This window comes from Conexibacter sp. JCM 18997 (assembly GCF_055391915.1).
Genome location: NZ_AP043885.1, coordinates 175,792 through 186,575 on the forward strand (window position 1 = coordinate 175,792; position 10,784 = coordinate 186,575).

Genomic DNA, 10,784 nt, shown 5'->3' on the forward strand with positions numbered 1-10,784 from the left:
GCAACTGGACGAACAGCGGATGCGCGGTCATCGCAAACGGCGTCCGAGCACGCGCAGCCAGTCGCCCTCCGTCGACAGGACGACGTGCTGGACACGCGCGCGACGCAGTTCGTCGGCGACCGCGGCGCGGTCCTCGCGCGCGGCTTGGGCGAAGCGGTCGCGCAGCCGCTTGCTGCCCGTGTCGACCTCGATGCGCTGACCGCTCTCGGGGTCGATCAGGGCCAGCGGGCCGACGGACGGGAGCGTCTCCTCGCGGGGATCGCGGATCTCGACGACGAGCAGCGAGTGCTTGGCGCCCAGGGCGGACAGCGCCGGGCGCCAGTCGCGCGGACCGCGCAGGTCGGAGATGACGACGATCAGGCCGGGGTTCGAGGTCAGCTTGCGCAGCCGGGCCAGCGTGCGGGCCAGCGCAGAGGGGTGGCCGGGATGCGACGGCACGGTGCCGTCGATCGCGACGCCCTCCTCGAGCACGCGCCGCACGCCGGCCAGCGCGCCGCGCCCGCCGCGCGGGGGCACCAGCCGATCGGTGGCCGAGCCGCAGGTGGCCAGCCCGATGCGCCCGCCGTGGTGCAGGGCCAGCCGCGTCACCACCAGCGCGGTGCCCTCGGCCACGTCGGACTTCAGGCGGTCGGCCGTGCCGAAGGCCATCGACGGCGACACGTCGAGCACCATCCAGGTGGTCAGCGCCTTCTCCGGCACGTACTCGCGCACGTGCGGGATCCCGGTGCGCGCGTAGGCGAACGGATCCAGCGTGCGCACATCGTCGCCGGGGACGTACGGGCGCAACTGGGCCAGCTCGGTGCCCCGGCCCAGGCCGGGGCCCATGCGGTCACCCGGCAGCTGGCCCGCGGCGCGGCGCGCGACCGACAGCTGGAGCGAGTCGATCAGCGGGGCCGGCAGCGGCCCCGGGCCCTGGCGACCCGGGGGCGGGGCCAGGTGCCCGACGGCGGATGCCGCTGGGCTCATGCCGCGAAGCGCTCGCCCGCGGGCGCGTCGCTGCGGCGGCGCTCACCGGCCGGCAGCGGGATCGACTCGATCACGCGCGACAGGATGTCGTCGGCGCTGACGCCCTCGGCCAGCGCGTCGTAGGACAGCACCAGGCGGTGGCGCAGCACGTCGGCGGCCAGGTCGCGCACGTCGGCGGCGACGACGTGGCGGCGGCCGCGCAGGACGGCCAGCGCGCGCGCGGAGTGCACCAGGCCGATCGGGCCACGGGGGCTGGCGCCGTACTCGATGAACGGCGACAGGTCCGACAGGCCGTGCTCGGCCGGGCGGCGCGTGGCGTCGGCCAGGCTGACCGCGTAGCCGACGACGTCGCGATCGACGAACACCTCGGCCACCGTGCGCCGGTGCGCCTCCAGGTCGCCCAGGTCCAGGCGCTGTTCGACGGCGACCGGCCCGCGCAGCGAGCGACCGACCACGGAGGCCTCCTCGCCCGGCGTCGGGTAGCCGACCATCAGCTTGAACAGGAAGCGGTCGACCTGCGCCTCGGGCAGCGGATACGTGCCCTCGGACTCGATCGGGTTCTGCGTGGCCATGACCAGGAACGGCGTGGGCACCGCGTACGTGTTGCCGCCGATCGTCACCTGCTGCTCCTGCATGACCTCCAGCAGGGCCGACTGCACCTTGGCCGGCGCGCGGTTGATCTCGTCGGCCAGCACCAGGTTGCCGAACACGGGACCGAGCTCGACGTCGAAGCCCGTGCCGTCGGCCTTCAGCACGCGGGTGCCGACGAGGTCGGCGGGCACCAGATCCGGCGTGAACTGCACGCGCTTGAACGTGCCGCCGATGGCCTCGGCCAGCGTCTTGACGGTCAGCGTCTTGGCGAGCCCCGGAACGCCCTCGAGCAGCACGTGTCCGCCGGCCAGCAGCGCGACGAGCAGGCGCTCGAGCATCGCATCCTGGCCCACGATCACACGCTTGACCTCGAACAGGACCTCCTCGAGCGCGTCGCGGGGGGTCGGCTCGGGCCGTGCCGCGTGGGTGGGTTCTTCAGAGCTCATGGTCGGAACCTGCCATACCCCGTGTCAGCTCGGGATAAGTCTCGCGCAACGTTTACTCCTGGCTTACGGCGTGATCTGATCCTGTTCTCCGTATGCGCGTACTAGTCGCCGAGGATGAACGCCGGGTCGCCGACGCGGTCGTGCGCGGGCTGCGCCGCGAGGGCCTGGCCGTGGATCACGCGCCCGACGGGGCCGAGGCGCTGTACAAGGCGCGCGTGCACGACTACGACGTCGTCGTGCTGGACCGCGACCTGCCCGAGATGCACGGCGACGACGTGTGCCGCGCGCTGGCCGCCGAGCAGCCCGACACGAAGGTCCTGATGCTGACCGCGTCGGGGACGCTGGACGATCTCGTCGACGGCCTCGCGCTCGGCGCCGACGACTACCTGGCCAAGCCGTTCGCGTTCGCCGAGCTGGTCGCCCGCGTCCACGCGCTGGCCCGCCGCAACGTGCGCGCCCGCCCGCCGGTGCTCAGCGCCGGCGGCGTCGAGCTGGACCCGGCCCGGCGCACGGTGACCCGCGACGGCGAGACGGTCGAGCTGACGCCCAAGGAGTTCGGCGTGCTCGAGGTCCTGATGCAGGCCGACGGCGCCACCGTCTCGGCCGAGGAGCTGCTGCAGCGGGTGTGGGACGAGCATGCCGACCCGTTCACCAACGCGGTGCGCATGACGGTCATGACGCTGCGCCGCAAGCTCGGCGACCCGCCGGTGGTCCACACGGTCGTGGGCGCCGGCTACCGGGTGTGACGCACCGGCCCGGACTGCACCTGTCGGTCCGCACGCGGCTGACCGCGCTGTACGCGGCGCTGTTCGGCGTCGCGGGCGCGCTCCTGCTGGGCATCAGCTACTGGCTCGTCGCGCGGCACTTCCACCGCACGCTGCCCACCGACGTGGCCAACGACACGCTCGCCGACCTGCGCAGCCAGTACGCGCTGGCGCTGATCGGCACCCTGCTGGTCGCCGTCGCGCTCGGCTGGGTCGTGGCCGGGCGCCTGCTGCGGCCGCTGGCCGAGATCACCGCGACCGCGCGGCGCGTCTCCCAGGACCAGCTCGACGACCGCATCGCGCTGGGGGGCCCGCACGACGAGCTGCGCGAGCTGGCCGACACGTTCGACGAGATGCTCGATCGCGTGGCCGCCGGGTTCTCGGCCCAGAAGCGCTTCGTGGCCAACGCCTCGCACGAGCTGCGCACGCCGCTGACCGTGATGCGTGCCGAGGTCGACGTCACGCTGGCCGATCCCGATGCCGACGTGGCCGAGCTGCGCGCGATGGGCGAGACCGTGCGCGAGGCCACGATCGAGTGCGAGCAGCTGCTGGAGAGCCTGCTGATGCTGGCCCGCAGCGAGGCGGGCGTCGAGCGGCGCGCCCCCGTCGATCTGGCCGCGGCGTCGCGGCGGGCGATCGAGCAGCGCGCCGGCGAGGCGCTCGAGCACGAGGTCCAGGTGCGCTTCGCGGGGCCGGCCCAGGAGCTCGTCGTCGAGGGCGACCCGCGGCTGCTGGAGCGGCTCGTGGCCAACCTGGTCGACAACGCGGTGCGCCACAACGTGACCGGCGGCTGGGCGACGGTCGAGCTGCGCGCCACCGGCTCGGATGCCCTGCTGACGGTGTCCAACGGCGGCGCGCCGGTGCCGGCCGAGTCGGCGGCGCGGCTGCTGGAGCCGTTCCAGCGTCTGGGTGGGCGGGCCGGGTCTGGCGACGGGCCGCCCGGCGCCGGCCTGGGCCTGTCGATCGTGCGGTCGGTGGCCACCGCTCACGGCGGCAGCGTCGACGTGCGGGCGCGGCCGGGCGGCGGCCTGGAGGTGTCGGTGCAGCTGCCCGGCGTCAGTACTGCAGATCCGACGCCGGCTTCGTCGCCGTCGGACGATGCTCACGCGGGCAGTCCCGCTTCACATCGAAGCTGACCGGGGTGCTGTTGTGCACCGGCGCGGGCTGATGCGTGGCGGCGGCCAGCGTGCTGTCCATCGCCGCGACGTTGGAGAAGGACAGGCCGACGAGGGCGACGCCGGCGCCGGCGACACACGCCACAGTGGCGGTGCGCAGCGCGGAAGGGGAAGGCAGGCCAAGCATGGGCCTCTCACAGGGAACTGCACGGTCCTCAAGCCCCTCTTAAGACCGCGCCAACGTCATCGAGGAGCGGTCGGCGCGCTCAGCCCAGCCAGTCCCACAGCCGGCGCGCGGCGGGGGCCGGCGCGGGCCGGGGCCGGCGGACCGCGCGCAGCACGCGCACGAGCTCGGCGCCGCTGACCGGCAACGCGACGAGCGTGCCCGCCTGCACCTCGGCCTCGGCCGCGCGGCGGGAGACCAGCGTGAAGCCACCGTCGAGGACCGCCCGCTTGAGCGACTGGCTGCTGGCCGCCTCCAGCGACGGCGTCAGCTCGACGCCGGCCTCGCCCAGCGCGGCGAGCGCGACGGCCCGCGTGCCCGAGCCCGCCTCACGGGTCAGGAACGACTCGCCGGGCAGCGCGGTGGCCGGCACGGACCGCCGGCGCGTCCACGGGTGGCCGGCGGCCACGACGCAGACGATCTCGTCGCGCAGCAGGTCGAGCGTCTGGAGGCCGTCGAGGCGGTCGAGCCCCTCGACGAAGCCGATCTCGGCGTCGCCCTCGCGGACCGCGGCGAGCACCGCCGCGGAGTTGATGATGTCCACGCGGGCGCGCACGTCGCCGGCGGCGGCGCGAAACGCGGTCAGCCAGCCAGGCAGCAGGAACTCGCCGATCGTGTGGCTGGCGGCCAGGCGCAGCACCGGCGCGCGGTCGCGCTCGCCGTGCAGCACGGCCTCGGCCCGCAGGAGCGCGCCGAGCGCCTCGCGCGCCTCGGGGTAGAGCAGCCGCCCGGCGTCGGTCGGGCGTACGCCGAACCGCCCGCGTTCCAGCAGGGCGAGCCCCACGCGCGCCTCGAGCGCGCGGATCCGCTTGGTCGCCGCCGACTGCGTCAGGGCCAGCGCCTCGGCCGCGCCCTGGACCGAGCCGGTCTCGACCGCGGCCACGAACGCGGCCAGGTCGCGCCCGGAGAGCGGCTCGGCGAAGCGGTCCAGGGTGGATTCCATTCTGGAATACGTTAGGGCCCAGGTCGACTGGTTCGCGCGCCCTCAGACCGGGAGCATCGCTGGCGTGTCGACTGCCCGTCTTGACCCTGGTCCGGCGTTTCGGGCATCCGGCGCCGCCCGCCGGGCAGCCAGCGTGCTGCCCGGCCTGGGCGCCGTCGCCGCGGTCGTCGCCCTGGCCTGGGCCGGCGCGCAGCTGTGGACCGGCCTGAGCGCGGCGATCCTGGCCATGGGCCTCGGGGCGATCGCGGCGCCGTTCGTGCGCCGGGCGCCGGCCACCGCCGGTGGGATCGCCGTCGCCGGCACCACGCTCCTGCGCGGCGGGATCGTGCTGCTCGGGCTGTCGATCTCGCTGGGCGACCTGCGCAGCCTCGGCGCCGCCGGCCTGGCCATCGCCGCCGGCACGCTCGTGGCCACGCTGGTGGCCACCCGCCTGCTGGCGCCCCGGCTGGGGGTGGCCGACGACCTGGCGCTGCTGATCGGGGCGGGCAGCGCGATCTGCGGCGCGTCGGCGATCGCCGCGATGCAGCCGCTGGCCCGGGCGCGCGACGAGGACGTCGGCTACGCCGTGGCCACCGTCACGGTGTTCGGCACGATCGCGATGGTCGCGGTGCCGCTGGTCGGGCCCGCGCTCGGCCTGTCGGCCGATGCGACCGGGCTGTGGGCCGGCGCGTCGATCCACGAGGTCGCGCAGGTCGCCGGCGCGGGCGCCGCGATCTCGGCCGCCGGGCTGAAGCTGGCCACGCTGGTCAAGCTGGCCCGCGTCGCGCTGCTGGCGCCCGCGGTGGCGGCGATGTCCACCGGCGCCCGCGGTCGCCGCCGGGGCCTTGGCGTGCCCCCGTTCCTCCTGGGCTTCGTCGCCTGCGTCGTGGCGCGCTCGCTCGTCGCGCTGCCGCCCGCGCTGCTCGACGCCGCGCACCTGGCCAGCGGCCTGCTGCTGGCCGCGGGCCTGGCCGCCCTGGGCCTGCGGGTCGACGCGCGCGCCCTGCGCGCCGCGGGCCCGCGTCCGCTGGCGCTCGGGCTGGCCGCCTCGCTGACCGCCTCGGCGGTGGCGCTGGGCCTCGTGCTCGCGCTCGGCTGACCCCTAGCCTGTACCGCCGTGCCGCTGTCCGTCCAGCTGGGCATCGTCATGGCGCTGATCACCGCGTGCATGTCGATCATCGGCTTTCTGCTCAAGCACCGCGGCGCGGTGTTGGCCCCGGACGTGGACATGCGCCACCCGCTGCGCTCCACGATCGACCTGTTCCGCTCGCCGATCTACCTGATCGGCTGCGTCGTGGCCACGACCTCCTGGGGCTTCCACGTGGCCGCGCTCGCGCTCGCGCCGATCTCGGTCGTCCAGTCGGTGATCGCCGGCGGCCTCGTGCTGCTGACGGTGTTCGCCTCCAAGCTGTTCGGCCAGGAGGTGACGCGGCGCGAGTGGATCGGGGTCGCGCTGACCGCGGCCGGCCTGGCCTTCCTGGCCGCCACGCTGGAGGGCACGGCCGACTCGGCCCACGCCGACTACGAGACCGCGACGCTGGCCGGCTACGTCGGGCTGGCCACGGTCGTCGGCCTGGTGCTGGTGCCGCTGGCCCGCTACCGGCCGCGCGACGGCATGATCCTGGCCGTCTCCGCCGGCCTGCTGTGGGGCGGCTCGGACATCGCGATCAAGGCGCTCAGCGACCACACCGACGACGGCCTCGGCGTGCTGCTGAACCCGTTGGCGCTGGTCATCCTCGTGCTCTCGCTCGTCGGCCTGCTGGTGTCCGCCCGCTCGCTGCAGTTGGGCCCGGTGGTGCCCGTCATCACCGTCACCAGCGCCACCGCCAACGTCTTCACGATCGCCGCGGGCCCGATCGTCTTCGGGGAGCCGATGCCCGCCGACACGCTCGGCGTCGTCGTGCGCGTGCTCGCGTTCGTGCTGGTCATCGCCGCGGCCGCGCTGACCCCGCCGCCGATCCCGCCGGAGGTGCAGCGGGCGTGAGCGAGGTGCTCTACGAGCCGATCGACGCTGACCGCGTGCACGCGACCGCGCTGACCCGCGGGCCCTGGGACCCGGGCGCCGAGCACGGCGGCGCGCCGGCCGCGCTGCTGGGCCGGGCGATCGAACGCACCGAGCCCGGCGCGGACCTGCGCGTCGCGCGCGTGACGATGGAGCTGCTGCGCCCGGTGCCGCTGGGTGAGCTGCGCGTGGAGACCGAGATCGTGCGTCCGGGCCGGCGCGTGCAGCTCGTCGCCGCGCGGCTGTGGGCCGGCGACACGCTCGTGGTGCAGGCGCTGGCGCTGCGCATCCGCCGGGCCGAGGGCGTCGCGCCCGCGGTGGCGACGCCCGATCGCGTCCCCGCGCCGCTGGCCGGTCCCGACCGACGCGCCACCTTCCTGCTCGGCGCGGAGGGGACGACCTTCCCCGACACGGCCTGCGAGCTGCGGTTCGCCACCGGCGACTTCCGCGACAGCGGCCCGGCCGTCGTGTGGATCCGCCTGGTGGTGCCGGTGGTGCCCGGCGAGGTGCCCAGCGGCCTGCAGCGTGCGCTGGCCGCCGCCGACTTCGGCAACGGCGTCTCGGCGGTGCTCGACTGGTCGACGCAGGTGTTCATCAACCCGGACCTGACCGTGCACCTCGAGCGCGATCCAGTGGGCGAGTGGATCTGCCTGGATGCCGAGACGACGATCGCCGCCGACGGCACCGGTCAGGCGGCCTCGACGCTGTACGACGAGCAAGGTCGCATCGGCCGCTCCGTGCAGTCGTTGTACGTCGACCAGCGCTGAACCGGAGCTGTATCGGTTCCGTCCGCCGCTGACGGTTCCATTCGCGCTGCAACCCGTTCGCTGATGCCTCGGAGGGAGCCCGCATGCCCAGCACCCGCACGCAGCCCACTGTCGAGCAGGAGCGCGCATCGTCGTTGATGCGCCTTGGCTTCAACTCGACCCAGGCGTTCCTCCTGGCGGCGACCAGAACCGGCGGCGAGCATGTGGAGACGGCCGAGGTGCGCCGTCTGCTGGACATGGGCTGCTCGCACGAGACCGCCGTGCGCATCCTGCTGTAGGGACCTAGTCGTCGCCCTTCGGCGTTCGCCCGGTCCGCTCCAGCCAGCCGGAGATGGAGCCCTGGGCGACGCCGAAGAGCAGCCAGCTCCACTGCGCCAGCCGCGTGCTCGCGAAGGCGATCGGCATCGAGACCAGGAAGCCGCCGGCCACGAACAGGCGCGTGACCAGCTCGTAGCGGATCTGGGCGGCGGTCAGGTGCTCGCCCAGCATGTCGCGCCGGGCGCAATACCACCACAACAGCGTGTAGGCGATCACCGCGAGCGCGATGTTCAGCGCGTACAGCGCGACCGAGACGGGCTCGTCGCCGTAGTCGCCCATCAGCTCCGTCGTGAAGGGCATCAGCACGATGAACGACAGCGACAGCAGGTTCAGCCACAGCGCCGCGGTGTCGATCCGGTGGATGCGCGAGAACAGCCGATGGTGGTGCATCCACATCAGGCCGATCACCGCGAACGAGATGAAGTAGCTGAGGATCGAATCGTCCAGCGCCTTGAGCGCGTCGACGAGCTTGGACTCGAGGTCCGGGCCGGCCACGCGGGGGACGTCGATCGTCGTGATCAGCAGCGTGATCGCGACGCCGAAGACGCCGTCGCTGAAGGCCAGCGCGCGCGAGAACTCGACCTCGCGCTCCTCCCGATCGAACTGCTTGGGGTCCGCCACAGGGCGGATCGTGTCAGGCGGTCAGGACGAGCGGGGCGCCGTCGCGCACGACGATCGTGTGCTCGGCGTGGGCGGCGATGCTGCCGCCCATCGTGCGGATGGTCCAGCCGTCCGCTTCCTCGTAGCACTCGGTGTCGCCGTCGGCGATGATCGGCTCGACGGCGATCACCAGTCCGTCGGTGAGCGTGCCGCTGGCGCCCGGGACGTTGGGCACGTTGGGCGCCTCGTGGATGGTGCGCCCGATGCCGTGCCCGCACAGCTCGTGCAGGACGGTGAAGCCGCGCCGCTGGACCTCGGCCTCCGCGGCGGCGCCGCCCACGCTGATGCAGATGTGCCCCGGGAAGCGGTAGACGAGCTTGGGCGCCGAGCGCGCGCCGTTGCGGCGACGGCTGCGCCGGCCCGGCGCATCCCCTCCAGCTCGGCCGGCGTGTCGATGCTCACGTGCCGCGGGCTTCCCAGCTGAAGCCGCGCACCGCGAAGTAGATGCCGCCCAGCGCCCAGACGCCCAGGACGGCCAGGTCGCCCGCGTTGTCGGCCAGCGAGGTGCCCTTGACCAGCGCGCCGGTGAGCCCGTCGATCAGGTGCACCAGCGGGAAGATGTTGGCCACGTCGCGGATGAACGACGGCGCGTCGGCCGCGTCGTAGAACACGCCGGAGATGAAGATCACCGGCAGGAACACCGCGTTGATGTAGGCCGGCGCGGACTCGGAGTTGGGAATCACGTGCGAGAACGCGACGCCCAGCGCGGCGAAGCAGACGACGCCGGCGACCAGGAAGACGATCAGCTCGGGCACGTCCTTGATGCCGTCGATGCCGAACAGCAGGTTGCCGGCGATCAGGACGAAGGCCAGCTGGATGACCGTGTTGGCCAGCGCGTTGAGCGCCAGGCCGCCGAGGTACACCGTCGACGGCAGCGGCGTACCACGCATCCGCTTGAGCACGCCCTGCTGGCGCAGCGCGACCATGTTGTGGCCCAGCGCGACGAACGTGCCCGACATGATCGACATCCCGGCGATGCCCGGCACGAGCACGTTTAGCTCGCTCTGGTCGCCGCGGAAGAGGATCCCGAAGAAGGCCAGGAACAGCAGCGGCAGGCCGAGGTTGAAGAAGGCCGCGCTCGGGTTGCGCCAGAACAGGCGGCGCTCCAGGCGGTACTGGTGCCAGACGAGGGCGGCGTTAGACATGGCGCGCCTGGGGCTCCTCGATGTCGGCGGTCAGCTCCAGGTAGACGTCCTCGAGCGTGGGGCGGCTGACCTCGAGGTCCTCGAGCTGCTCGCCGCGGGCCAGCGCATCGGCGGTCAGCTCGGCCAGCAGGCGCGTCGGATCGTCGGTGACGTGCTCGACCTGCTCGCCCAGGGCGTTGCGGTAGGCGACACGCACACGCGCGCCGTGGCCGACGCCGAGCTCGCGCGGGGCGCCCTCGGCCAGGATCGTGCCGCCCTTGACGATCGCCACCCGGTCGGCCAGCTCCTGGGCCTCGTCGAGGTAATGCGTGGTCAGCAGGATCGTCTTGCCCAGCGCGCGCAGCCCGCGCACGGTCTCCCAGGCGTTGCGGCGGGCGGCCGGGTCGAAGCCGGTGGTCGGCTCGTCGAGGAAGATCAGCTCGGGATCGCCGATCAGCGCCAATGCCAGGTCCAGACGGCGCAGCTGGCCGCCCGACAGCGTCTTGGCCTGCGCGTCGCGCTTCTCCTGCAGGCCGACAAGCTCGAGCACCTCGTCGACGTCGCGGGGGTGGGGGTAGAAGCGGCCGAAGTGCTCCAGCGCCTCGCGCACGCCGATGGCCCGGTAGATCCCGGTCTGCTGCAGGACGATGCCCACGCGCTCGCGCAGGGCCTGCGGGCGGTGGGCGGGGTCGTAGCCGAGCACCTGCACGCTGCCGTCGGTGCGGGAGCGGTAGCCCTCGAGGATCTCGACCGTCGTCGTCTTGCCGGCGCCGTTGGGGCCGAGCAGCCCGTAGACCTCGCCGCGCTGCACCGAGAACGAGATGCCACGAACCGCCTCCACGGCCCCGTACGCCTTGCGGAGGTCACGGACCTCGATCGCGGGCTC

Annotated in this window: 13 protein-coding genes; 6 read left to right on the forward strand and 7 right to left on the reverse strand. The window is 73.8% G+C overall.

Features of this window, described 5'->3' with window-relative positions:
• Positions 1-27 precede the first annotated feature (27 nt).
• Together ACZ5UI_RS00905 and ACZ5UI_RS00910 are read right to left on the reverse strand one after the other, a co-directional pair.
• Complete coding sequence (locus ACZ5UI_RS00905) at positions 28-966, reverse strand: DUF58 domain-containing protein (RefSeq protein WP_464193235.1); 939 nt, start codon at positions 964-966, stop codon at positions 28-30.
• Entirely contained in the window at positions 963-2,003 is a 1,041-nt protein-coding gene (locus ACZ5UI_RS00910; RefSeq protein ID WP_464193237.1) for an AAA family ATPase, read from the reverse strand. Before ACZ5UI_RS00910 ends, ACZ5UI_RS00905 begins: the two co-directional genes overlap by 4 nt.
• A gap of 92 nt (positions 2,004-2,095) precedes the next feature.
• Here ACZ5UI_RS00910 and ACZ5UI_RS00915 point away from each other — a divergent pair, with 92 nt between their 5' ends.
• The gene (locus ACZ5UI_RS00915; protein WP_464193240.1) at positions 2,096-2,749 is read left to right on the forward strand and encodes a response regulator transcription factor; all 654 of its coding nucleotides are present in this window, start codon (positions 2,096-2,098) and stop codon (positions 2,747-2,749) included.
• Positions 2,746-3,903: a sensor histidine kinase gene (locus ACZ5UI_RS00920; RefSeq protein ID WP_464193242.1), complete on the forward strand. Its 1,158-nt coding sequence runs from the start codon at positions 2,746-2,748 to the stop codon at positions 3,901-3,903. The genes ACZ5UI_RS00915 and ACZ5UI_RS00920 overlap by 4 nt, the downstream gene beginning before the upstream one ends.
• 245 nt (positions 3,904-4,148) lie before the next feature.
• Here ACZ5UI_RS00920 and ACZ5UI_RS00925 read toward each other — a convergent pair whose 3' ends face one another.
• On the reverse strand, positions 4,149-5,048 hold the full coding sequence (locus ACZ5UI_RS00925) for a LysR family transcriptional regulator (RefSeq protein WP_464193245.1): 900 nt from the start codon (positions 5,046-5,048) through the stop codon (positions 4,149-4,151).
• A 133-nt stretch (positions 5,049-5,181) separates the two neighbouring features.
• On the opposite strand from ACZ5UI_RS00925, the gene ACZ5UI_RS00930 reads away from it, so the two are divergent.
• The 4 genes from ACZ5UI_RS00930 to ACZ5UI_RS00945 all read left to right on the forward strand — a co-directional run bounded on the left by ACZ5UI_RS00930 (position 5,182) and on the right by ACZ5UI_RS00945 (position 8,074).
• Positions 5,182-6,126, forward strand: coding sequence for a YeiH family protein (locus ACZ5UI_RS00930; RefSeq protein ID WP_464193247.1), 945 nt, complete (start codon positions 5,182-5,184; stop codon positions 6,124-6,126).
• An 18-nt stretch (positions 6,127-6,144) separates the two neighbouring features.
• Complete coding sequence (locus ACZ5UI_RS00935; protein WP_464193249.1) at positions 6,145-7,011, forward strand: DMT family transporter; 867 nt, start codon at positions 6,145-6,147, stop codon at positions 7,009-7,011.
• Entirely contained in the window at positions 7,008-7,796 is a 789-nt protein-coding gene (locus tag ACZ5UI_RS00940; RefSeq protein WP_464193252.1) for a thioesterase family protein, read from the forward strand. Before ACZ5UI_RS00935 ends, ACZ5UI_RS00940 begins: the two co-directional genes overlap by 4 nt.
• Positions 7,797-7,879: 83 nt before the next feature.
• Positions 7,880-8,074 carry a hypothetical protein gene (locus ACZ5UI_RS00945; RefSeq protein WP_464193254.1) on the forward strand — a complete coding sequence of 65 codons (195 nt, stop codon included), beginning with the start codon at positions 7,880-7,882 and terminating at the stop codon, positions 8,072-8,074.
• Positions 8,075-8,078: 4 nt separating this feature from the next.
• Here ACZ5UI_RS00945 and ACZ5UI_RS00950 read toward each other — a convergent pair whose 3' ends face one another.
• The 4 genes from ACZ5UI_RS00950 to ACZ5UI_RS00965 form a co-directional block, all read right to left on the reverse strand.
• Complete coding sequence (locus ACZ5UI_RS00950; RefSeq protein ID WP_464193256.1) at positions 8,079-8,735, reverse strand: TMEM175 family protein; 657 nt, start codon at positions 8,733-8,735, stop codon at positions 8,079-8,081.
• Positions 8,736-8,748: 13 nt separating this feature from the next.
• Entirely contained in the window at positions 8,749-9,054 is a 306-nt protein-coding gene (locus ACZ5UI_RS00955) for a M24 family metallopeptidase (RefSeq protein ID WP_464193259.1), read from the reverse strand.
• 118 nt (positions 9,055-9,172) lie between these two features.
• Positions 9,173-9,919, reverse strand: a complete 747-nt coding sequence (locus tag ACZ5UI_RS00960; RefSeq protein WP_464193262.1) for an ABC transporter permease — start codon at positions 9,917-9,919, stop codon at positions 9,173-9,175.
• Positions 9,912-10,739, reverse strand: a complete 828-nt coding sequence (locus ACZ5UI_RS00965) for an ABC transporter ATP-binding protein (protein ID WP_464193264.1) — start codon at positions 10,737-10,739, stop codon at positions 9,912-9,914. The genes ACZ5UI_RS00960 and ACZ5UI_RS00965 overlap by 8 nt, the downstream gene beginning before the upstream one ends.
• Positions 10,740-10,784 lie beyond the last annotated feature (45 nt).

Bases quoted from the DNA above. Each gene is read 5' to 3' on its own strand.
- ACZ5UI_RS00960 (WP_464193262.1), bottom strand. From the start codon at position 9,919: ATGTCTAACGCCGCCCTCGTCTGGCACCAGTACCGCCTGGAGCGCCGC.
- ACZ5UI_RS00910 (WP_464193237.1), bottom strand. From the start codon at position 2,003: ATGAGCTCTGAAGAACCCACCCACGCGGCACGGCCCGAGCCGACCCCC.
- ACZ5UI_RS00945 (WP_464193254.1), top strand. From the start codon at position 7,880: ATGCCCAGCACCCGCACGCAGCCCACTGTCGAGCAGGAGCGCGCATCG.
- ACZ5UI_RS00905 (WP_464193235.1), bottom strand. From the start codon at position 966: ATGAGCCCAGCGGCATCCGCCGTCGGGCACCTGGCCCCGCCCCCGGGT.
- ACZ5UI_RS00915 (WP_464193240.1), top strand. From the start codon at position 2,096: ATGCGCGTACTAGTCGCCGAGGATGAACGCCGGGTCGCCGACGCGGTC.
- ACZ5UI_RS00925 (WP_464193245.1), bottom strand. From the start codon at position 5,048: ATGGAATCCACCCTGGACCGCTTCGCCGAGCCGCTCTCCGGGCGCGAC.